Below are 24,096 nucleotides of genomic sequence, written 5' to 3'. Positions count from 1 at the left end.
AATAATTTGTTTGTTGAGTTTAAAAATTTATGAATAATTGGTTTTCTGGTTTTCTTACTTTCTCATAGTGCTGTGTATCGTCTTCTTCAGACCTGTAACCTAGAGTAACAACCACTGCAGCATTAAGATTTTTAGAATTTAGATCTAGAATTTTATTGTATTCTTCATTTTGAAATCCTTCCATTGGGCAAGCATCTATTCTAAGTTGTGCCGCAGCAGATAGTAAGTTACCAACAACGATATAGGCTTGTTTAGCGGTCCATTGAGCTTTCTGTTCTTGACTCAATTGACCAATTGTAGATTTTATAGTATTTGAATAATCTTCAACATCTTCTTTGGTTACATTTCTGGTTTCAATAACATTTTCAAAATAATCGTCAACAAGTTCATCTCCAAAGTCAGTGATATTGGCAAGTACTATCATATGAGAAGCATCTTCAATTTGTGGTTGATTCCACGATACTTCTCTTAATTTTTTACGTATCTCTTTATCCTCAATATTTAAGATTTTGTATGGCTGCAATCCGTAGGAAGATGCTGTTAATTGAATAGCCTTTTTTAGCGTTTCAAAATCTTCGTTAGATATTTTTTTAGAACTGTTAAATTTTTTTGTGGCGTAGCGCCATTTTAAGTTTTCTACTGTATTACTCATGTTATTGTTTTTAGTTGTTTGTACTTTAATTGTATATACAATTGTTATTTTAAAATTTTTTAACCTCTCATTTTAGTAAGCAAAAGATTTAAAGTTTCTAATTCGTCAGTGTTTAAATTACTTGTTAATTCTTTCTCCTTTTTATCGATAATCGGATCAAGAATATCTAGAAGTTTTAAACCTTCTTTGGTAATATAAATATCTACTTTTCTTCTGTTTTTTTCGCAGATAAAGCGTTCTACATAGTTTTTAAGTATGAGTTTGTCTACCAAACGAGTAGTGTTACTCATTTTACTTATCATTCTATCTTGAATATCTTTTAGGTTAGATGGTTCTCCGTTTTTTCCTCTTAAAATTCTTAAAACATTAAACTGCTCTAAAGATATTTCGTAAGATTTTAAAACTGATAAAATACCGTCTTTAAAATTTATACTGGTTAAAGAAACATTCAATACTGTTCTTTTTGCTAGCGGTAAACTTGATTTTGTTTTTAAAATTTCGGTTATATCTTTCATATACAACAATTGTATATACAAATGTATGTTTTTATTGGATTAATACAATTAATTTTTTGTTAATTATTTATTGAAGTGCTTACGTATTAATAAATTTATATCATGAAGCGATTATTAATTTTAAGCTTATTAGTAATATGCTCTTGTAAGAATAAGAGTGAAGATACTAAAGAGACAAAAGAGCCTGAGATTTCTTTAAATGAAAAGAAAGAAGCCGAGAATTCAGCAGATTATCATTTAAAGATCTATGACTATGATGGTTTAGAACCATTAATTAACAAAAACGATGATAAAGTGCATGTGGTTAACTTTTGGGCTACATGGTGTGCACCTTGTGTAAAAGAGCTGCCTTATTTTGAAGAGATTAATCAAGAATACAAGGATAAAAATGTAGAAGTCTTATTGGTAAGCTTAGATTTTCCTAGGAATTATGAATCTAAACTGAAACCATTTATTGTTAAAAGAAATTTACAATCAGAAGTTGTAGCTTTTGATGATGTAGATCAAAACCGATGGATACCAGCTATAGACAAAGATTGGTCTGGCGCTATACCAGCAACAATAATTTACAATAAAGATAAGCGTAAATTTTACGAACAGTCTTTTACAAAAGAAGAGTTAGAAACCGAACTAAAACAATTTTTAAATTAATAAACTTATGAATACGCTAAAATTACTTGCAGTAATGGTGTTAACATTGACATTGTCTGCTTTTACCGCAATCACTGATGAAGATGGTTATAAAATTGGAGATGTAGCTACCGATTTTAGTTTAGAAAATATTGATGGCAAAATGGTGTCTTTATCAGATTTTAAGGACGCAAAAGGCTTTATTGTAGTTTTTACCTGTAATACTTGTCCGTATGCTGTAGCCTATGAGGATAGAGTAGAAGCTCTAAATAAAAAGTATGCTGATAAGGGTTATCCCGTAATTGCAATTATGCCAAACAATACAGATGTAAAACCAGGTGACAATATGGAAGCTATGAAGGCAAGAGCAAAAGCAAAGGGCTTTACGTTTCCATACTTAATGGATAAGGGACAAAAAATTTATCCTCAATATGGAGCAACAAAAACACCACATGTTTACTTGTTAGAAAAAACTAAAAAAGGAAATGTTGTAAAGTATATTGGTGCTATAGATGACAACTATAAAGATGCTAGTGAAGTAAAAACCAAGTACGTAGAAAATGCTGTAGATGCCTTATTAAAAGGAAAGGAGATCGAAGTTAAAGAAACTCGCGCCATTGGTTGCACTATCAAAGTATAGTGATTGAAGGATACTTTTATAAAAGAAAAATGTTAAAATTAAAACCGAAGTTGTAACACTTTGGTTTTTTTTACGTCTATATCATAAGGAAATGTTAAATTTGCCTAATTAAAATTGCTAAAAAATTGGATTTATCTCAAAAAGATTGGACAAAACAACTAGAGGAAGATAATAATTCTGTTGTTTTAGATGTTAGAACGCAAGAAGAAGTTGATGAAGGTATTATACCAGAAGCTATTCATGTAGACATATACAAAGGACAAGGCTTTATCTATGAAATAGAAAAGTTAGATAAATCTAAGAATTACTATGTTTATTGTAGATCTGGTGGTAGAAGTGCACAAGCATGTTCTATTATGAATCAGTTGGGTTTTAAAAATGCCTATAACCTAGTTGGTGGTTTTAATGAATGGCAGGGTGATGTGGCCCATAAAGAGTAAGTATAATTAACTTAAAGCGCTGTTTACATATGAAAAAATTATTAATACTTAGCTGTTTATTAATGGCTATTAGTTTTGGGACGAGCTGTGTAGACAGCAAAATAGAGAACGCTGAAGTAAAACTTGTAACAGCAGAAGAGATGCAGTCTATTCTAGAATTGGAAGATGTGCAGTTGGTAGATGTTCGTACTCCAAAAGAGCATGATGAAGAACGTATAGCTAATTCTCAGAACATAGATTATAATTCACCTACTTTTGATGAAGATATTGCAAAATTAGATAAGGCAAAACCTGTAATTCTCTATTGTAAGGGCGGCACAAGAAGTGCTAAATGTGCTAAAAAACTTAAAGATGCTGGCTTTCAAAAAATTTACGATTTAGAAGGAGGGATTTCTAAATGGAAGCATTCAGATAAACTAAAAATTGAAGTAAAGTCATAAAAACTAAAACCGAACATTTGTTCGGTTTTTTTTATTCCCTTGGTCATAATTCTTAAGGTTTTTATAAATTAGACGACTCTTAAGAAATAATAAATTCGCAAATTTTACATTTGCGTATTAATGCTTTATTTATGACCGCAAAAAAAGTCTTTCTATTTAGCCTACTATCCTTATTTTTTTCAATCAATTTATTTTCTCAGGAATTAGAACCTGTTAAATGGGATTATAAGGTTGAAAAAGTTTCTGATACAGAATTCATTTTAGTTTTTAAAGCCAATGTAGACAAAGGCTGGTATATCTATTCACAAGAGCAACCTTCTGAAGAGAGTTTTGCACCAACAACTTATTTTGAGTTTCAAGATGTTGAGGGTAACTATCAATTAGAAGGAAAAACATCAGAGCCAGATGTACCAACTATTTATGATAAGATTTTTCAAGAAGAAGTAAAAAAGTTTAAAAACGAGGCTGTTTTTAAGCAAAGAGTTACTCTTATAAATAAAGACTTAAAGCAAATAGATGTTAAGGTAGATTATCAAACCTGTGACGATTCAAAATGTATACCTAGTGATTTTCTATTTAATTTTTCTTTAGACGGTTCAGAAATCGTTAAAGAAGACATTGTAATTGACGAAAAAAGTAAACAACTATCAGAAGGTCTTAACCTTAATGTGGCAGGTTGGGATAATTATGAATCACAAGATGTTGAAGGCAAAAGCTATTTTACAATATTCTTACTTGGTTTTTTAGGAGGGCTTATAGCACTACTTACTCCATGTGTGTTTCCAATGATTCCTTTAACTGTATCGTTTTTTACCAAAAGTTCTAAAGATTCTAAAAAAGGGTTATTCAACTCTGTTCTATATGGCATTTTCATTTTTTTAATTTACGTACTACTTAGTTTGCCATTTCATATAATGGATTCTTTAGACTCAGGTATCTTAAATACAATATCAACCAACGTCACATTAAACATTATTTTCTTTGTGATTTTTGTGGTCTTTTCTTTTTCATTCTTTGGTTATTTTGAGTTAACACTACCGCAATCATGGAGTGCGGCTATGGATAATAGAGCAAATAAAATAGGAGGTTTTGTTGGTGTCTTTTTTATGGCTTTAACATTAGCAATAGTGTCTTTTTCCTGTACAGGACCAATCTTAGGGGGTTTGTTAGGTAGTACTATGGCATCAGATGCAAGTGCAATGCAACTTAGTATGGGTATGGGAGGTTTTGGCTTTGCTTTAGCACTTCCATTTACATTATTTGCTATGTTTCCAAAGTGGTTAAATTCATTACCAAAGTCTGGAGGTTGGCTTAATACAGTAAAAGTGGTTTTAGGATTTTTGGAATTAGCTTTAGCTTTAAAGTTTTTATCTAATGCCGATTTAGTAGAGCATTGGGGGATTTTGAAGCGCGAAGTTTTTATCGGGATTTGGATAATTATAGGAATAGGATTGGTATTATACCTTATTGGAAAAATTAAATTTCCACACGATGGTCCTCTGCAAAAGCTAGGTAAAGGAAGAATCACAACTGCAATTTTGATAATAGCTTTCGTCATCTATTTAATACCAGGATTAACTAATACAAAATGGGCTAATTTGAAACTTTTGAGTGGATTTCCACCTCCATTGACATACAGTATTTATGATAAGCCAGAAGAATTTACAATAACAAAATCTTTAGAAGAAGGCATTTCTTTAGCTAAAAGTTTAAATAAACCAATTATGTTAGATTTTACGGGTTGGGCTTGTGTAAATTGTAGAAAAATGGAAGAACAAGTTTGGACAGAAGATAATGTAAATGAAATCTTGGTTAATGATTATGTCATTATATCACTGTATGTTGACGATAGAAAAGAATTGCCAAAAGAAGAACAATTTCAATATTTAAGAACCAACGGAACTGTAAAGGATATTGAAACTATTGGAGATAAATGGGGGACGTTGCAAACCATTAATTTTAGAAATAATTCCCAGCCTTATTATGTTTTATTAGATCACGATATGAACCTCTTAAACCACCCAAGAGGGAATACTCCAAATAAAAAAGAATATTACGATTGGTTAAAAACCGGTTTAGAGAATTTTAAGAAGTAATTATACTTCAAAATAGACATCTTCAAACTCTACTCTAAAGCGAGGACCGTAGATGCCTTTTTCGTCTCTAATGCCGCAGCCAATAATCATGTTGATTTCAGCACCTCTAGGAAGATTTAAGATGCGTTTTACTCTAAGTGTATCGCTACCTTCCATAGGGCAAGTATCATAACCAATAGCAGCCATACTGGTCATAAAGTTTTGGGCAGCTAAACCAGCACTTTTATGTGCTACAATACGCATATCGCTTTGTCTAACTTGTCTGTAAATAGGTTTAAAAAGTCCAACAATCTGAAATACTATATATTTTAGAATTCCTAAAACACCAAAAAAGTCAGCGTATACTGTTGGGATTAATTTCTTATAATAGTTGGTGGCCATCTTTTTGCGTTTTTCTTCTCGTTCAGTAAGATTTTCTTTATCATATACCTTATTTAAAAAAGCAATATTGGCTTTGGCGCGTTGCCTCCATAGATCTTTTCTGGTAACCACAACAACTAATTGTTGAGCTGTTTTTGCTGCACTTTGGTTAAAACACGCTTTTGCTACTTTTTCTAAAACATCTTTATTGGTGATATGATAAAATTCCCAAAGTTGAAGATTACTGCTTGTAGGTGCTAAGGAAGCATTAACCAAGCACTCTTTTACCTTGTTTGTATCAATTATTTCATCTTTATATACACGTGTAGATCTTCTATACGCTATAGCTTCAGAAACCGTCTTTTCCATTTAATTAACATTTAGCTTTCAAAATACTAAAGTTATACTAAATGTCAGGGTTTGTGCTTTAAGAATTCAAAAATCTCTTATTTTATAAAGAAAAATTATGAGTACAATAACAACTATAAACCCTTACACTCAAGAAGAATTAAAAACATATAATCTAATTAGTGATGCCGATTTAAAACAGAAGTTAAATCTGGCAGATAAACAATTTCAAATTTGGAAAACAACTGAAATTAAAGATAGGAGTAGCTTAATGTCTAGGGTTGCAGAACTTTTAATAGAAAGAAAAGAAAGCTATGCTAATTTAATGACTGATGAAATGGGTAAACCGATAACTCAAGGTATTGCAGAAATCGAAAAGTGCGCTTGGGTTTGTGATTTTTATGCCAAAAATGCCGAAGACTTTTTGGCTGATCAATTAATAGAGACAGATGCTGAAGAAAGCTTCATCAGTTACGATCCGTTGGGAGTTATTTTAGCAATTATGCCATGGAATTATCCGTTTTGGCAAGTAATGCGTTTTGCAGCACCAACCCTCATGGCAGGTAACACAGCGCTGTTAAAACATGCATCGAGTACCACACAGTGTGCTTTAGAAATTGAAAAATTATTTGAAGATGCAGGTTTTCCTGAAGGTTGTTTTCAGACCTTATTGGTTTCACACGATCAGATTGAAACTATTATAGGTAATGATATTGTAAAGGCTGTAAGTCTTACAGGAAGCGAAGGCGCAGGTCGTAAAATAGCTGAAATAGCAGGTAAAAACCTAAAGAAAGTAGTTTTAGAACTTGGTGGAAATAATGCCTGCATCGTTCTTAAGGATGCAGATTTAGATGAGCATATAGATACTATGGCTTGGGCACGTATGCAAAACGCAGGTCAGAGCTGTATTGCTGCCAAGCGTTTTATAGTAGTTGAGGATATTTATGATGAATTCTTAACTAAGTTTAAAGCCAAAGTAGAATCTTATGTCGTAGGAAATCCTATGGAAGACAAAACAGAAGTAGCAACAATGGCTTCCGTTAGCTTGGCTGAAGAAGTAGAACAACAAGTCAAAAAATCTTTAGACAAAGGTGCTAAAGTTGTTTATGGAAATAAACGCGAAGATGCACTTTACCATCCCACAATTTTGGAAAATGTCACTGCAGAAATGCCAGTTTTTAAAGAAGAGGTTTTTGGTCCTGTAGCTGCAATTATAAAGGTAAAAGATGAAGATGAAGCATACGAGACGGCATCAAATTCCAGATTTGGTTTAGGGAGTATGGTATTTACGAAGAATACAGATAAAGCCAAAAAGCGAATAGGAGAGATCGCTGATGGAGCATTCTTCATTAACGAACTTGTAAAATCCGACCCTAGATTGCCATTTGGGGGAACCAAAGCTTCAGGTTATGGAAGAGAGCTTTCTAAGGAGGGTATTATGGAGTTTGTGAACGTTAAAACTGTTTACAGTAGTAAATAAGAAAAATCACTTTAATTTATCTGAATGGAGTTGTCTTAGCTTATGAAGTTTAGGGTCTATTACAAACGTACAATAGCCATAATCTGGATTGTTTTTGTAGAAATCCTGATGCTCTTTTTCGGCTTCAAAAAATGTTTGAGCTTTAGTGATTTCTGTTACTATAGGTTTTTCAAAATAAACCGCTAATTCATTCAGAACGAGTTTAGCGGTTTTTTTCTGTTCTTCGTTATGATAAAAAATAACAGAACGATATTGTGTTCCTCTGTCAGCACCTTGCTGATTTAAAGTTGTTGGATTATGAGTTGTCATAAAGATGATAAGAATATCTTGATACGAAATTACATCAGCATCAAATGTAACCTGCACCACTTCAGCATGTCCTGTTAAACCCGAACAAATTTCTCTGTAAGTTGGTCTGCCAGGAACAGTTCCGCCAGAATACCCGGAAACGACCTTTTCAACACCTTTAACTTCTTCAAAAACAGCTTCTGTGCACCAAAAGCAGCCTCCGCCAATGGTAGCAATCTGTATATTCTTACTCATTTACACTTTCTTTTTCTAAAACCATAGATTCTGAATTTATGCAATACCTTAAACCGCTTGGTTCAGGACCATCTGGAAACACATGGCCTAAATGCGCATCGCAAGTGTTGCACATTACCTCTACGCGTACCATTCCAAAAGACGTGTCTTTTTCATACTTAATGGCATTTTCCTTAATAGGTTGGGTAAAGCTTGGCCAACCTGTACCAGAGCTAAATTTTATGGTAGAGTCAAATAAAGGAGCATTGCAACATACACAATTATACTTTCCATCCTCATAAGTTGTGCATAGTGCACCACTGTGAGGACGTTCTGTTCCTTTTTGTCTTGTAATTCTGTATTGTTCTGGTGTGAGTTCAGCACTCCATTGTGCTTCAGTTTTTTCTACCGTTTTGTCTGGTGTAGGGTTTTCGTTAACCGCAAAATTTATAACATCTTTCCAGGTAAGCATAGCTATTAGTTTTTATGTAAAGATAGTCGAAGTATCTCAGTTTATCTTACTATACTTTAGTTAAGTGCCTGAATTTGGTAGTAAAAAATTCTTTATTGATTTTAAGTTTTGCCATTAGCTCTAGAGAAATCCTTATTTTTAAATCGTTTTAATAGTGTTACTTTATTTAATGAAGAAATCCTTATTTTTTTTACTTCTTACGTTAACTGTTTCGTTTTTTAGTTTTGGTCAATTTTCCCCAAACATTTATAATTATTCTATTGCTGAGTATAAGGCAAGTAACCAAAATTGGGATTTGTGCAGAGCAAATAATGGGAAAGTTTACGTAGCAAACAATATTGGGTTACTAGAATATGATGGAATAGATTGGAAATTATTTCAGCTACCTAATAAAACTACAGTAAGGTCGGTTTGGGTTTTTAATGATTTAATTTTTACGGGTTCTTTTGAAGAGTTTGGCTACTGGAAAGAAGATGATTACGGCAGTTTGGTTTATACCTCTTTGAGCGAGCTGATAGAATCTGAAATTTCGCCTAATGAGGAAATATGGCAAATTTTAAGCTACAAGGATAAGGTTGTATTTCGATCTTTTTCTAGCATTTATGTTTATGATTTTAAAACTGTAGAGCGTATTCACCCTAGTTCTGCAGTAATATCTCTGAGTTTAGTAGATGATGATTTGTTTGTGTCTACCTTAAATAACGGAATATATAAACTAGAAAATAAGAATTTAATTTCTTTCTTTTCTGATGCTGCCTTGCGAGATACTAAAATAATATCCATTGTAAAACAAGAAAATTCATATCTAATAATGACTTCCTTAAGAGGAAGTTTTCATTTAAGTTCTAATAGGTTAAGACCAACACAATATTCTTTTAACGACGATATTAAGCAGCATCAATTAAATAAGTTCTCCATGCTAGAAAATGGCGATATGGTTTTTGGAACTATAAAGGATGGTGTATATGTTGCTGATGCTAACGGAGACATTAAATTTCATATTAGTAAAGAAAATGGATTAGTTAATAATACTGTTTTAAGCCAGTTTTTGGATCAGAATAATAAGTTATGGCTTGGTTTAGATAATGGAATATCAACTATAGATTTAAAGAATACTAACTACTTTTTTAATGATGTATCAGGGAAATTAGGAGCAGTGTATGATATTGTAAAGTATCAAGATTTACTTTACATAGGCACTAACACAGGTCTTTTCTATCTCGATAAAAATAATGATTTAAACTTTATAGATGGTTCGCAAGGACAGGTTTGGGACTTAAAGATTATTGATGGAAATCTTTTTTGCGGTCATAATGAAGGAACTTTTCTAGTCAATAAGAATCAGATACAGAAAATTTCAGATTTTACAGGAGGGTGGACAATACAAAAGGTGCCAGAGCATGATGATTTATATATACAAGGTACTTATGCTGGTTTGGTTAAATTTCAACAAAAGAATGGTAGTTGGGAAACCAAGCATATGGGGCAAACAACAATTCCTTCGAGATTTTTAGTGTTTGAAAATCCCTCTACAGCTTGGGTTGCACATGCTTATAAAGGAGTCTATAAGGTTAATTTTAATAGTTCTTATGACACAATTACAAAGATTACCAATTATGGAAGTAAAGGATTAGATTCAGAATATAACCCAAGAGTATACAATCTTAAAAACGATATAGTATTTAAAACTAATAACGGCTGGCAAAAATACGAACCTCTGTTAGATTCTATTGTTCCTTTTGAATTGTTAAATAAAAAATTTGGTAAAGAAGCCTACATCATTTCAGAAAAATCTATGAGTCCTATAGTGCTTAAAGATAAAAGTGGAGTTATAAGTTTTAAGTATATAAACAATGATAGTATAGAACGGAAAATAAACAACAAGCTAATAAAGAATAGATATATAATAGATTACGAACATGTTTCTAAAATTGATGAAGCGCTATTTGCGCTAAACTTAGATAATGGTTTTATGCTTATAGATGAAACTTTTAGAGACTCTATAGCGATTTATAAACCACAAGTTGAGTCTATTAAGCTAAATGGAAAGTCTATTCAGTTATCTTCTATAAACGATGATAGAACGATTAAATTAAAACATAATGGGAGTATAAATTTAGAACTTTCTTCATCTAAATCTAGCAATCATTATTTTGAATATAGTATACCGTCATTAAGTAAAGATTGGTTTAAAGTAGATAATAGAAACTTAGAGTTAAATAACATTAATCACGGTACATATGATCTATTACTAAGAACCAGAGATGATTCTGGAAATACGTCAACAGTTGAAAAATTGTTTTTAGATGTTAGTCCACCATGGTATAAAGGAACTTTAGGTTTTATATTATATGTTTTGTTATTGTTTGGTTTTATAGGGTTGTTTTATTACTTACATCACAAAAAAATTCAAAAAGAACAGCGATTAATTCGAGTTAAATATCAAAGAGAACAGCATAAATTATTGCGTGAAAAGACACTTGAAAATGAAAAGAATATAGTTCAACTAAAGAATGAGTCCTTACAGAATGAATTAAAAATAAAGAGCAAGCAGTTAGCAAACAATGCTATGGCATTGGTTAAGAAGAATGAGGTACTTCAAGACATCAAAAGAGAGTTAGCTGTTAATAAAGAAGGATTTAAAGATTATTATTCTTACAAAAAGCTTGTGAAGAAGTTAAATAATTCCATAGAGCATAAGGATGAGTGGGAAGTGTTTGAGGAAAATTTTAATCAGGTACATGATGAATTTTTTACAAAGTTAAAGTCACGTCATCCAGTATTAACACCTAAAGATTTGAAAGTCTGTGCCTACATCAAAATGAATTTAGCCAATAAAGAAATTGCGCCACTAATGAATATCTCTGTTAGAGGTGTAGAAACCCACAGATACAGGCTAAAAAAGAAATTGAGTTTAGAAAATGATATTTCTTTGACGGATTATTTACTAAATATTAAATGATAGCTACTTAAAGTTGTTAAATTAATATTTTCAACTACGTCATTACTACGTCACTTTGTTAAAAACTTTACATTTTACAACGTTTTCGTTTATATTTAAACTACGTCAAATTGCGATTTTACGGGCTTTTCAGAGCTTCTAATATTTGTTGGTGTAATTAAAATGTAAATGGACCACTTATTAAATTCAGGTTAAGGTTTTAACTTTATGTTTAGAAAAAAACTAACTATTTCAATCTAAATGTTAATGTATGAAAACTAAATTCAGTTTAATATTACTTTTATTTTTTGCACTCGTTTCCTGGGGACAACAAATAGAGGTAAGTGGTGTAGTAACTTCAGCAAGTGATGGAATTCCGTTGCCTGGTGTAAGTGTATTTGTCGAAGGTACCTCAATAGGTGCAGTCACCGATTTTGATGGAAAGTACACTATAGGTGTGCAAAGTGGTCAAAAGTTAAGTTTTAGCTATATAGGTTTTAAAACACAAACCATAGCTATAACAAATCAAACTACAGTAGATGTAACTTTGGAAGAAGACGTAGAATCTTTGAACGAAGTTGTAGTCATTGGTTATGGTACTCAAAAGAAAGCAGATTTAACAGGAGCAATTGCAACCGTAAAATCTGAAGAAATTGAAAGAACACCTAATAGCAACGTGGCGCAATCACTACAAGGTAGAGTTGCAGGTGTACAAATTACTAGTAACGGTTCACCAGGTGATTCGCCAACCGTAAGAATTCGTGGTGTAGGGTCTTATGCTGCAGGTAATAATCCTTTGTATGTTGTAGATGGTATGTTCTACGACAATATAGACTTTTTAGATAGTAGTCAAATTGAAAGTTTTTCAGTTTTAAAAGATGCTTCATCTATATCTATTTTTGGACAGAAAGGTACCAATGGTGTAATAATCATTGAGACAAAAAGAGGGAGTCGCGAGCAAAAGCCAGTATTTACATATAATGGATACACTGGTTTTCAAAATGCGCAAAATGTAGTTAAGATGGCTAATGCAGAGCAGTTTGTAACTATGGCTTACGAGTCTGGCTCAGCTGCAGATATAGAATTCGTAGAAAATGCAATACAGCGTTACGGTAGAAGTAGAGTTAATCCTAATATACCAAACGTTAACACAGATTGGTATAAAGAGGTATTGAGGGTTGCGCCAATCACAAGTCATAACATTGGTGTCACAGGCGGATCAGAAAATGTTAACTATAGTATTAATTCTAGTTACTTCTCTCAAGAAGGTATCTTAGACATGAAGAATGAGTATGAGCGTTTCAATATTCAGTCTAGTGTAGATGTGAAAGTGTCAGATAGATTAAAAATAGGAACCAATGCTATTTTTAGTAATGCTACTAAATATAATCCCGAAAACAGCGCTTGGTTTCAAACGTATTTTGCCGTTCCGATATTACCTGTTTATGACGAATTAAATGTAGATGCTGACCCAATTCCATTTTCTGATGCTAGAGTATTAGGCTATCGTGGTTCTCAAAATCCATTTCCTGTGATGACATTTAATAATAATCGTTTAAGGATTAAAAAGATACTTGCCAGTATTAATATGGAGTATCAAATAATACCAGATAAGTTAAAGTTTAGATCTGCTTACAGTCATGACTTTTCAGATATATCAGAAAGAAACGTTAGGTTACCTTATTATATTACTGAGAATTCTCAAAGAGAGGTGTCTTCCATAAGAAGAGCTAATGTAGAATATTCTAATCAAATTTGGGATAACACTTTAACCTATACAGATAGTTTTGGAGATCATAATTTAACTGTTGTTGCAGGTTCTTCATATAGAGATGAACAAGTAAACGATTTTGCTGCTACAGGTAATAATATTCAAGGCATTGGACTAGAGAGTTCTTGGTATTTAAATTTTGCAGATCCAACCTCTTTTTCTAATCAAGTTAGTGAAATTGGTGATCGTTTTTACGCCATGGCGTATTTCGGAAGAGTAGAGTATAACTACAAAAACAAATACCTTCTTAATGCTACGTTGAGAGCAGAAGGAGATTCAAAATTCCCTAAAGAAATTTGGGTTACAACACCAGCCGTTGGTTTAGGTTGGGTGTTAACCGAAGAAAATTTTATGCAAGACAATGGTATTTTCGATTTCTTGAAGTTAAGAGCAAGTTGGGGACAGTTAGCCAACGGTTCATTAGGTGATAGTTCTGGTACAAGAACGGTATCTACAATTACAACAGCAATTAATGATGTAGCTACAGCTGGTATTATTAGTTCAAGTAATTATACAGACTTGGAAAGAGAAATACTTGAGGAAACTAACCTTGGTATTACAGCAAGACTTTTTGATAGTAGATTATCTTTAGAAGCAGACTATTACATAAGAGATACAAAAAAACTTGTAATACCTGTAGATCAACCAATCGTTAGTAATACTATTTTAGAAAATGTTGGTGAAATGAGAACCCAAGGTGTAGAAATTGCTGCAAATTGGTCTCAAACCTTAAATGATAATTGGAGTTTTTCTGTCGGTGCTAACATAGCAACGCTAAAAAATGAAATGACTAAGATAAATAGTGACGCTGGTTATTTTGATACTGGTCAGGCAGAGTTTCGTCAAAGATCAATGATTGGGGAACCTATTGAAGCTTTCTTTGGATGGGAAGTGTTAGGCGTATACCAAAACAATGAAGAAGTGCAAAATGATCCAATTGCTGTAGCTAATGATTTGGTTCCAGGGGACTTTAAGTTTAGAGATGTTGATGGAGATGGAGATATAGATGCAGATGATAGAGTTGTTTTAGGTTCTTACCTACCATCGTTTGTATATGGTGGTAATGTACAAGTTTCTTATAAGCAATTTGATCTATCCGTTTCTTTCGCTGGGCAAACAGGTAATGATATCTTAAATAGAAAACGAGGAGAAGTATTGTTTACTAATGATACAAACATGGATGCTGACTTTGCAATCAATAGATGGCATGGTGAAGGAACCTCAAATTCTTATCCATCTTCAGAAGGACGAAGAAAAGCATGGAACCAAAGAATGAGTACATTTTTTGTTGAAGATGGCTCTTACTTTAGAGTTCAAAATGTACAGTTGGCCTATACAATTCCTTCTAATAAGTTAGGAGATAATATGCCTGAAGTAAAACTAATTTTTACAGCAGATAGACCATTAACTTTATTTAATTATAACGGATTTAATCCTGAGGTTGCCAACGGAATTGACAGAGAAACTTATCCTATACCAGCGGTTTATACTTTTGGTGTTAATATTAAAATATAAAAAATGCTTGATATGAAAAATTTAAAACAATTAAAGTGGTTGACATTATTGTTAACCGTCTGTGCGGTATTTTATGGATGCACAGATAAATTAGAAGAAAACGACGGACAGTTGTCAGCTGATGATTTAGACTTTACAATAACAGACGATATGGTGTTACCTTTAATAGGTGCTTATGCCGAAGTTTATAGAAGAGGTTGGGAAGATCCTATACTAGTAGGTGTAAGAGGTGATGATGTAAATGCAGGTGGTGTAGGTGATGCTCAAAACGGACTTACAGAAGCAGACCTTTATAATTACGATAATAATTATTGGATGTTCAATCAAGTTTGGAGTAATTTCTATGGTGATATTGTTGATGTGGTTAACGCTAAAGAAACAATTGAGCGCTATAAGGAGTTTGCTACAGGTAGTGATGTTGCCCTAGCAGATCAATATATAGCAGAAGCCAATGTATTAAGTGGTTACCAACACTTACAAATGTCTCGCATGTGGGAAGATATTTTTATTATCACTACATCAAGTGTATCAGAAGATATAGATAATGGATTAGACACTAAGGCAGAAGTTATGCAATATGTGTCTGACCTTATGGATGAATCAATACCGTTTTTACCAGATTCAAGACCAAACGAGAGAACAGATATTACTGGTGGTGTTACTAAATATACAGCCTTGGCAGTTAAAGCTATGGCACAGTTAGAATTAGAAAATTACCAAGCTGTAGCAGATGTTTGTGGTGAAATAATTAATTCTAACAAGTTTATGTTGTATGATGATTTCTATGAGTTATTCAAAAAAGATGGTCAATTAAGCAATGAGAACTTATTCGAATTCCAATTTTCAGATTACAACTCAGATTCTGGTGATGTAAATAATCACTTATTTGCCCCTTTTGGTCCACCAAGCTGGACACCAGCTGTAGATGGTGCTTCAGGTGGTTGGGGTTTTTATGAGCCTAGCTTAAAGTATATCAAATTTATGATAGATAGAGGAGATGAAACACGCTTGGTAACAAGTGTATGTTTTACGCCTCGTGGTTTAGATGAGTTAATGTTAGATCCAGATTATGCTACTTTACCAAATTATGTGTCTACAACTACTCCAGATGGAGATACATTCAACGATACACCAAGATTTATGTTTGCCAGTGGAAAACACTATTGGCCATCAACAGATTTAACTCCTGGTAGAAATAGCTATGGTTCAGGTAAGAACTTTATCGTAATAAGATACGCTGAGATTTTATTAATGTATGCAGAAGCCCTAACACATGGTGCTAGTGGAAGTGGGTTAACAGCCGATCAGGCAGTAAACCTTGTAAGAGCTAGAGTGGATATGCCTCCATTATCTGGTGTAACAACAGATATGGTAATGGATGAAAAGTTTGCCGAATTAGGAATGGAATGGGGAATTCGCTATTACGATATGATAAGATTAAATAAATATGATGAATTAAGTTACGACGGACGTACGTTCTCAGCTGATAAAGAGTATTTAAGATATCCACAAGATCAACTAGATCTTTTACCTCTAGAAGACAATTAAAAAAAATGAATATGAAAACAATAAAAAAATATATAACACTGCTAGCTGTTTTAATAATAGCAACATCTTGTTATGAAGGTATAGATCCTATAACAGAGGTGGATCCAGGACCAGATGCTGGTGCGCCTATTGTAGATATACTTTACCCTTCTGAGGGAGATGAAATAAACACTATAGAGCTCGTTGTACCAATCGACATTGCCTTCAAGGTAGAAGACGATATAGAAGTAGCATCAATAACAGTAAGTTATGACGGTGTTCAAATAGCTTCTTTCAACGGTAGCAATGATACATTTTTAGATTACAGAATCGTAGAAAGAGAACTAACTTATGATAATGTAACAACAGGAATGCATACAATTTCTGTAACTGGTACGGATTTAGCAGGTAACTCTACAACTAGTTCTGTAACTTTTGAAAAAGCTCCACCTTATGAAGCGGTTTTCCCAGGAGAGGTGTTTTACATGCCATTCAATGGGATTTTTACTGAGCTAATATCTTTAACGGATCCAGATGAAGTTGGTACTCCTGAATTTGCTGGTGAGGCATTTGATGGATCAAATGCATTTAGAGCCACTGAAGATTCTTATCTAACATTTCCAATAAATGATTTAATGTTTGGTTCTAATATGAGTGGTGCCTTTTGGTATAAAGTCAACGGATCTCCAGATAGATCTGGTATTTTAACGGTTGGCGATGATGCTGATGATAGGCTTCAAGGATTTAGACTGTTTAGAGAAGGGTCTGCTGATTCTCAAAGAATAAAGCTTAATGTAGGAACAGGTAGTGGTGAGAGTTGGAATGATGGAGGATTAATCGATGTTACCGCTGGAGAGTGGGTTCATGTAGCTTTTACGATTTCTCCTACAGAAACTGTAATTTACTTAGATGGTATGCCTGTTAATACAAGTTCACCGTCGGCTCCTATTGATTGGACAGGTTGTAACGAAATTACCATTGGAGCAGGAGGTGAAACTTTTAGCTATTGGAACCATTTGTCTGATGATAGCGCCATGGATGAATTGCGCTTATTTAATACAACACTTTCTCAGGCAGAAGTATTGAATATTATAAATGTTACTAATCCTTATGAACCAATGTATAACGGTGAAACATTCTATATGCCTTTTGATGGTTCATATACAGAACTTATAAGTTTAGGTATGGCAACTGAGGTAGGTGCGCCAGGTTATGCAGGTACAAGCTATCAAGGATCTGATGCTTACATGGGAGCTGCAGATTCTTATTTAACCTATCCTATAGATGGTTTGTTTGGTGATGAGGAATTCAGTGCTACATTTTGGTATAAAGTTGAGTCTACACCGGATAGATCAGGTATTTTAACAGTGGGTGATGATGCCGATGATAGAAACCAAGGTTTCAGGTTATTTAGAGAAGGTAGTGCAACTGAGCAAAGAATAAAAGTCAATGTAGGCATTGGTGGAGGTGAAAGCTGGAATGATGGCGGAGTTATTGATGTCACTGCCGGAGAATGGGTTCATGTAGCACTTACAGTTTCTGCTACTGAAAGTAAAATTTATTTCAATGGTGTAGAACAATTGTCTTCAACATTTGCATCTAGTGTAGATTGGACGGGTTGTAGTGAAATAGTAATCGGTGCTGGTGGACCAACATTTGATTATTGGGGACATCTATCAGACCTAAGCGCATTTGACGAATTAAGATTATACAATGTTGCTTTAACTGAAGCGGAAATACAGGATATGCTTTAAAATTTCATATTTTAATTAATTGGTTTAAGTCTAAATTTTTCAACTATCCTTATTTTAATTTTAGCGGCATTTTACACTTTAAAATGCCGCTAAATTCTTACTCTAAATTTTAAATGAAATATTTCTTTAATATACTTTTTGCAATTGTAGTTTGTTGTTTTTTAGTAAGCTGTAATTCAACTGGTCAAAAAAATGATCAGGATGGATTTGGTGATAATGAGGTAGGCAATCACAAATATGCTGATTTATCAAACGACAGATTATTAGATACATTACAATACCAGACCTTCAATTATTTTTGGGAAGGAGCAGAACCAAATTCAGGTTTAGCAAGAGAGCGATTGCATATGGATAATAAATATCCAACATCCCCAAAAAACACAGTTACAACAGGTGGAAGTGGCTTTGGTCTTATGGCTATTTTAGTTGGTGTAGAACGCGGTTGGATTACCAGACAAGAAGCTTTTAATAGATATAGGAGGGTTGTAAATTTTCTCGAAAACGCAGACCGTTTTCATGGAGCTTGGTCCCATTGGATAGATGGCGAAACAGGAAAAATGTATCCTTTTGGAAAAAAAGACAATGGAGGAGACTTAGTAGAAACCGCCTTTTTGGTTCAAGGTCTGCTAACCGTTGCAGAATATTTTAAAGACGGAAATGCACAAGAAAAAGAATTAGTTGCTAAAATAGACCAATTGTGGCGAGAAGTAGAATGGGATTGGTATACTAAAGGAGGTGAAGATGTGCTGTATTGGCATTGGTCGCCAGAATACGGCTGGGAAATGAACTTTCCTGTTGGTGGTTATAACGAGTGCTTAATTATGTACGTGCTTGCGGCAGCATCGCCAACATATCCAATATCTAAAGAAGTTTATGAAAAAGGTTGGACAAGAAATGGAGAGATAGTTTCAGACCAATCCTATTATGATGAAGAATTAGTTTTAGACTATTTTGAGCATAGTGAAGCTCCAATTGGACCTCTATTTTGGGCACATTATTCATACTTAGGTCTTAATCCTAAAGGACTGTCAGATCAATACGCAGATTATTGGAAGTTAACTCAAAATCACGCTAAAATTCATTACAAATATGCAATCGATAATCCTAAAAATTATAAGGGCTATGGAGATAGTCTTTGGGGTTTTACATCAAGTTATTCTATAAAAGGTTACGCTGGTCATAGACCGGGAGACGATCTTGGTGTTGTATCACCTACAGCAGCACTATCATCTTTTCCTTACACACCAAAAGAGAGCATGCAAATGCTAAAAAATCTTTATAAAAATCACGATAGTTTGGTTGGAAAATATGGGCCTTATGATGCTTTTAGTTTAGAATATAATTGGTATTTGCCACGATATTTAGCTATCGATCAAGGCCCAATACCTGTTATGATAGAAAATTATAGAACAGGTTTATTCTGGAAATTATTCATGCAAAACAAAGATGTTCAAGCTGGTTTAGATAAGCTTGGCTTTAAATACTAAAAATTTAACAATGAAGAAACTTAGTTTCATATTACTATTGCTCATTATAAGCTGTGGAAAAGATGATGGACCAGGATATCAAGAACCTTACAATCCAAATGATGATGATCCTGTTGTACAGCTAACGGATGATGAAATAATGGATTTAACTCAGCAACAAACGTTTAAATACTTTTGGGATTATGCTGAAAGTAATTCTGGTGCAGCGAGAGAAAGATACCATCCTAATGATCCATCAAACAGCCAAAATGTGGTAACTGTCGGTGGAAGCGGATTTGGTCTTATGGCAATTTTAGTTGGTATTGAAAGAGGTTATATCTCTCAATCCGAAGGTGTCACAAGATTAACACAAATATTAAATTTCTTTGAAAGTGCAGATCGTTTTCACGGAGCTTGGCCACATTGGTTAGATGGAGGTACTGGTAATGTAATTCCGTTTAGTTCGCAGGATGATGGTGGCGATATTGTAGAAACAGCATTTTTAGTACAAGGTTTAATTTGTGTAAAAGAATATTTTGAAGGAGGTACAACCGAAGAAGATGCTTTAGCAGCTAAAGCAGATGCGCTTTGGAAGGGTGTAGAGTGGAATTGGTATACCAACAACGAAAATAAATTATTGTGGCATTGGAGCCCAAACAACGGATTTGCAATTAACCTTGAGCTAAAAGGTTACAACGAAACCTTATTAGCTTTTATTTTTGGAGCAGCGTCACCAGACCATACAATGCCATCAGAGGCTTATCATCAAGGTTGGGCAAGTAGTGGTAATATTGTGTCTTCTGCAACGCAGTATAACATTCCTTTAATTTTAGATCATGCTGGCACAGGCACAGGACCTTTATTTTGGGCACACTATTCTTATTTAGGATTAGATCCAAGTAATCTTTCAGATCAGTATGCCAATTATTGGGATCTAAATGTTAATCATACCAGAATAAATTATCAATACTGTGTTGATAATCCTAGTAATTATGTGAGTTATGGACAAGATTGTTGGGGATTAACAGCAAGTTATACCAGAAATGCAGATGGTTCTGTTGGGTATTCTGCTCACGATCCAGAAAATGATACAGGTGTCATTTCACCAACGGCTGCTGTAAGTTCTATTCCTTACACTCCAGCACAATCTCTGGCAGCAATGCACTTTTTCTACGAAAATGATTTAATGGGTCCGGCAGGTTTTTACGACGCATTTAGTCCGCAATACAGTTGGGTTACAGAACGCTACTTGGCAATAGACCAAGGACCACAAATTATTATGATAGAAAATCACCGTTCAGGACTGCTTTGGAATTTGTTTATGCAAAATGAAGACGTTCAAAATGGTTTGGATGCTTTAGGATTTACATATTAAAATATTAAGATGAAACTATTAAAAAACACTTTAATCTTTTGCTTATTAGTCTTTATAAACTTGACTAATGCTCAAGAGGATTTATACAAAGAAAAAATTCATGTTAAAGAGAACGATACGTTGCAATATCGCATTATGTATCCTGAAAATTTTTCTGAAGACGAAGAATATCCTGTTGTACTGTTTCTTCACGGAGCAGGAGAACGTGGTGAGGATAATAAAAAACAACTTGTTCACGGTAGCAAATTGTTTGCAGATCAAACCAACAGAGGAGCGTTTCCTGCTATTGTAATTTTTCCACAGTGTCCTAAAATTGATTATTGGTCTAAAGTAGATGTAGATAGATCAACAAACCCAATAGGACTGAATTTTAAATACGAAACTGGTCCAACTACTTCAATGGGATTGGTGTTGGATTTAATGGATGAATTCGCAGAAAAGCCATTTGTAAAGAAAGAAAAAATATATGTTGGAGGTTTGTCTATGGGTGGCATGGGAACTTTTGAAATCCTTTACAGACGACCAGAAATGTTTGCGGCAGCTTTTGCTATATGTGGTGGAGGCGATCCTGAGTCTGCTAAAGAGTATGCGGACAAAATCGATGTTTGGGTATTTCACGGTGCTAAGGATGATGTGGTAGATCCTAAACTTTCAATAGATATGGTTAGTGCTATTTTAAAACATGGCGGCAAACCAAATTTTACCTTATATGCAGACGATAATCATAACAGCTGGGATTCTACGTTTGCAGAACCTGAATTATTAACATGGCTTTTCTCTAAATCAAAAAAATAAATAATGACAACGCTTAAACTTACTAACATAAAATCCCTAGCAATAGGTTTTGGGTTATTAACTGCTATATCGTGCAATACCAATAGCAACAAAACTACATCGGCAAAAAGCGATAACCCATATCAAACTAAAGTAGATTCCATTATCGGGTTAATGACTTTAGATGAAAAAATTGGTCAATTAAACCTTCCTGCTACAGGTCCAATTACAACAGGTGCTTCAAAAAGTACTGATGTTGTAAAAAAGATTGAAGACGGAAAAATTGGTGGTCTTTTCAATATTAAAGATCCAAAAAATATTTATGACGTTCAGAAAATTGCAGTTGAAAAAAGCCGATTAGGTATTCCGCTTATTTTCGGAATGGATGTAATTCATGGTTTTAAAACCACATTCCCAATTCCGTTAGGTTTATCTGCCTCTTGGGATATGGAAATGATTGAAAAAACAGCACAAATTGCAGCTAATGAAGCTAGTGCAAACGGTATTAACTGGACCTTTTCCCCAATGGTAGACATTTCTCGCGATCCACGTTGGGGACGGGTTTCCGAAGGAAATGGTGAAGATCCGTTTTTAGGTAGCGCTATTGCTCGCGCTATGGTTCGTGGCTATCAGCAAGATGATATGGCTGCAAATAATACCTTAATGTCTTGTGTAAAACACTTTGCATTATATGGTGCGCCAGAAGCAGGTAGAGATTACAATACGGTAGATATGAGTCGTATTCGTATGTATAACGAATATTTAGCGCCTTACAAAGCTGCTGTAGACGAAGGTGTTGGCTCTGTAATGGCATCGTTTAACGAAATTGATGGTGTTCCTGCAACTGGAAACAAATGGTTATTAACCGATTTACTTCGTGATGATTGGGGATTTGATGGTTTTGTAGTGTCTGATTATACTGGTATTTACGAAATGCGTGCACACGGAATGGGTGACGAATACGATGTAACCTCGCTAGCATTAAAAGCTGGATTAGATATGGATATGGCTGGTGATTCGCCAAATATTAAAGCCTCTTTTACGCATGCTTTAAAAGGTGCGTTAGACCAAGGTAGAATTTCTATGGAAGATATTGATACTGCGGTTGCACGTGTGTTAACCGCAAAATACCAATTAGGTTTATTTGACGATCCTTACAAATATTGTAGCGAAGAACGTGCTAAAAACGAAACCTACACACAAGAAAATAGAGATTATGCACGTCTTGTTGGTGCAGAATCTTCAGTATTATTAAAAAACGACAATCAGCTTTTACCATTAAAAAAGTCTGGTACTATTGCTGTTATTGGTCCGTTAGCTAAAGCTAATAGTAATATGGCTGGTACTTGGTCTGTATCTACAGATCATCAAAGTTCCATTTCGGTTTGGGACGGTTTACAACAAACCGTTGGTAACGATGTTAATTTGTTATATGCCAAAGGAAGTAACGTAGATTACGATTTAGACTTAGAAAAGCGTGCTACAATGTTTGGTAAAGATATCCCAAGAGATGGAAGAACTGATCAGCAAATGCTTAATGAGGCTTTAGCAATCGCTAAAAAATCTGATGTTATTGTAGCTACTATTGGTGAGTCTGCTGAGTTTAGTGGCGAAAGTAGTAGTCGTACAGATTTAGGCATTCCACAAGTACAAAAAGATTTATTACAAGCCTTATTAAAAACAGGAAAACCTGTTGTTTTAGTACTGTTTACAGGTAGACCTTTAACGTTAGTTGAAGAGAGTGAAACCGTTCCGGCTATCCTTAATGTTTGGTTTCCTGGTAGCGAAGCTGGTTTATCCATTTCAGATGTTTTGTTTGGTGATGTTAACCCTTCAGGAAAATTAACGGCAACATTCCCAAGAAATGTTGGTCAAGTTCCGTTATTCTACAACCATAAAAATACAGGTCGTCCATTAGGAAACGACGAAGGTCATTTTGAAAAATTCAAAACCAATTATTTAGATGTTCGTAACGAGCCTTTATATCCATTTGGTTACGGATTAAGCTACACTACTTTTGAGTATGGTGAGCTTAAACTAGATAAAACATCAATGTCTCAAAACGACACAATTAATGTTTCGGTAGATATTACAAATACTGGTGATTACGACGGAAAAGAAGTAGCTCAATTATACATAAGAGACTTAGTTGGTAGTGTAACAAGACCTGTAAAAGAGCTTAAAGGCTTCCAAAAAGTATTCATTAAAAAGGGCGAAACTGTAACAGTTACTTTTAAAATTTCGGTTGAAGACTTAAAATTCTACAACTCTAATTTAGATTTTGTTGCAGAACCTGGTGAATTCCTAATTGCTATCGGAACAAACTCTGATGTTGCACTTAAAAATTCATTCAAACTTTTAGATTAATAGCTAATTAT

At 33.9% G+C, this 24,096-nt stretch carries 19 protein-coding genes; 14 read left to right on the top strand and 5 right to left on the bottom strand.

Features of this window, described 5'->3' with window-relative positions:
• Positions 1–19: 19 nt before the first annotated feature.
• Positions 20–652 carry an NAD(P)H-dependent oxidoreductase gene (locus V1468_RS13540; RefSeq protein WP_331810760.1) on the bottom strand — a complete coding sequence of 211 codons (633 nt, stop codon included), beginning with the start codon at positions 650–652 and terminating at the stop codon, positions 20–22.
• A 59-nt stretch (positions 653–711) separates the two neighbouring features.
• On the bottom strand, positions 712–1,167 hold the full coding sequence (locus V1468_RS13535) for a MarR family transcriptional regulator (RefSeq protein WP_331810759.1): 456 nt from the start codon (positions 1,165–1,167) through the stop codon (positions 712–714).
• 102 nt (positions 1,168–1,269) lie between these two features.
• Here V1468_RS13535 and V1468_RS13530 point away from each other — a divergent pair, with 102 nt between their 5' ends.
• From V1468_RS13530 to V1468_RS13510, 5 genes are all read left to right on the top strand, one after another.
• Positions 1,270–1,818 carry a TlpA family protein disulfide reductase gene (locus V1468_RS13530; protein ID WP_331810758.1) on the top strand — a complete coding sequence of 183 codons (549 nt, stop codon included), beginning with the start codon at positions 1,270–1,272 and terminating at the stop codon, positions 1,816–1,818.
• Positions 1,819–1,825: 7 nt separating this feature from the next.
• A complete protein-coding gene (locus tag V1468_RS13525; protein WP_331810757.1) occupies positions 1,826–2,437 on the top strand; it encodes a thioredoxin family protein in 612 nt (203 codons plus the stop codon).
• Positions 2,438–2,562: 125 nt separating this feature from the next.
• A complete protein-coding gene (locus V1468_RS13520) occupies positions 2,563–2,877 on the top strand; it encodes a rhodanese-like domain-containing protein (RefSeq protein WP_331810756.1) in 315 nt (104 codons plus the stop codon).
• Positions 2,878–2,906: 29 nt separating this feature from the next.
• Positions 2,907–3,317, top strand: coding sequence for a rhodanese-like domain-containing protein (locus V1468_RS13515; RefSeq protein WP_331810755.1), 411 nt, complete (start codon positions 2,907–2,909; stop codon positions 3,315–3,317).
• A gap of 131 nt (positions 3,318–3,448) precedes the next feature.
• The gene (locus tag V1468_RS13510; RefSeq protein WP_331810754.1) at positions 3,449–5,413 is read left to right on the top strand and encodes a protein-disulfide reductase DsbD family protein; all 1,965 of its coding nucleotides are present in this window, start codon (positions 3,449–3,451) and stop codon (positions 5,411–5,413) included.
• Here the strand turns inward: V1468_RS13510 and V1468_RS13505 are convergent, their stop codons facing one another.
• Positions 5,414–6,142 (bottom strand): nitroreductase family protein, encoded by a 729-nt coding sequence (locus V1468_RS13505; protein ID WP_331810753.1) that lies wholly within the window; start codon positions 6,140–6,142, stop codon positions 5,414–5,416. It abuts the gene before it with no gap.
• A gap of 97 nt (positions 6,143–6,239) precedes the next feature.
• Between V1468_RS13505 and V1468_RS13500 the strand changes: the two genes are divergently transcribed.
• The gene (locus V1468_RS13500; protein ID WP_331810752.1) at positions 6,240–7,601 is read left to right on the top strand and encodes an NAD-dependent succinate-semialdehyde dehydrogenase; all 1,362 of its coding nucleotides are present in this window, start codon (positions 6,240–6,242) and stop codon (positions 7,599–7,601) included.
• A gap of 6 nt (positions 7,602–7,607) precedes the next feature.
• Here V1468_RS13500 and msrA read toward each other — a convergent pair whose 3' ends face one another.
• Both msrA and msrB read right to left on the bottom strand, forming a co-directional pair.
• Complete coding sequence (msrA, locus tag V1468_RS13495; RefSeq protein ID WP_331810751.1) at positions 7,608–8,144, bottom strand: peptide-methionine (S)-S-oxide reductase MsrA; 537 nt, start codon at positions 8,142–8,144, stop codon at positions 7,608–7,610.
• Positions 8,137–8,595 (bottom strand): peptide-methionine (R)-S-oxide reductase MsrB, encoded by a 459-nt coding sequence (gene msrB / locus V1468_RS13490; protein ID WP_331810750.1) that lies wholly within the window; start codon positions 8,593–8,595, stop codon positions 8,137–8,139. Before msrB ends, msrA begins: the two co-directional genes overlap by 8 nt.
• 169 nt (positions 8,596–8,764) lie before the next feature.
• Between msrB and V1468_RS13485 the strand changes: the two genes are divergently transcribed.
• The 8 genes from V1468_RS13485 to bglX all read left to right on the top strand — a co-directional run bounded on the left by V1468_RS13485 (position 8,765) and on the right by bglX (position 24,085).
• A complete protein-coding gene (locus V1468_RS13485) occupies positions 8,765–11,557 on the top strand; it encodes a LuxR C-terminal-related transcriptional regulator (RefSeq protein WP_331810749.1) in 2,793 nt (930 codons plus the stop codon).
• Positions 11,558–11,807: 250 nt separating this feature from the next.
• The gene (locus V1468_RS13480; RefSeq protein ID WP_331810748.1) at positions 11,808–14,822 is read left to right on the top strand and encodes a SusC/RagA family TonB-linked outer membrane protein; all 3,015 of its coding nucleotides are present in this window, start codon (positions 11,808–11,810) and stop codon (positions 14,820–14,822) included.
• A 12-nt stretch (positions 14,823–14,834) separates the two neighbouring features.
• A complete protein-coding gene (locus tag V1468_RS13475) occupies positions 14,835–16,370 on the top strand; it encodes a RagB/SusD family nutrient uptake outer membrane protein (RefSeq protein ID WP_331810746.1) in 1,536 nt (511 codons plus the stop codon).
• A gap of 11 nt (positions 16,371–16,381) precedes the next feature.
• The gene (locus V1468_RS13470) at positions 16,382–18,103 is read left to right on the top strand and encodes a LamG-like jellyroll fold domain-containing protein (protein ID WP_331810745.1); all 1,722 of its coding nucleotides are present in this window, start codon (positions 16,382–16,384) and stop codon (positions 18,101–18,103) included.
• 113 nt (positions 18,104–18,216) lie between these two features.
• The gene (locus tag V1468_RS13465; RefSeq protein WP_331810744.1) at positions 18,217–19,590 is read left to right on the top strand and encodes a glucoamylase family protein; all 1,374 of its coding nucleotides are present in this window, start codon (positions 18,217–18,219) and stop codon (positions 19,588–19,590) included.
• A 10-nt stretch (positions 19,591–19,600) separates the two neighbouring features.
• Positions 19,601–20,944 carry a glucoamylase family protein gene (locus V1468_RS13460; protein WP_331810743.1) on the top strand — a complete coding sequence of 448 codons (1,344 nt, stop codon included), beginning with the start codon at positions 19,601–19,603 and terminating at the stop codon, positions 20,942–20,944.
• A 9-nt stretch (positions 20,945–20,953) separates the two neighbouring features.
• Positions 20,954–21,739, top strand: coding sequence for a carboxylesterase family protein (locus tag V1468_RS13455; RefSeq protein WP_331810742.1), 786 nt, complete (start codon positions 20,954–20,956; stop codon positions 21,737–21,739).
• A gap of 3 nt (positions 21,740–21,742) precedes the next feature.
• Positions 21,743–24,085 carry a beta-glucosidase BglX gene (bglX, locus tag V1468_RS13450; RefSeq protein ID WP_331810741.1) on the top strand — a complete coding sequence of 781 codons (2,343 nt, stop codon included), beginning with the start codon at positions 21,743–21,745 and terminating at the stop codon, positions 24,083–24,085.
• Positions 24,086–24,096 lie beyond the last annotated feature (11 nt).

Origin of the sequence: Winogradskyella poriferorum, assembly GCF_036553625.1 — a bacterium.
Lineage (GTDB): Bacteria > Bacteroidota > Bacteroidia > Flavobacteriales > Flavobacteriaceae > Winogradskyella > Winogradskyella poriferorum.
This window is presented reverse-complemented; position numbering and strand designations above follow the sequence as displayed.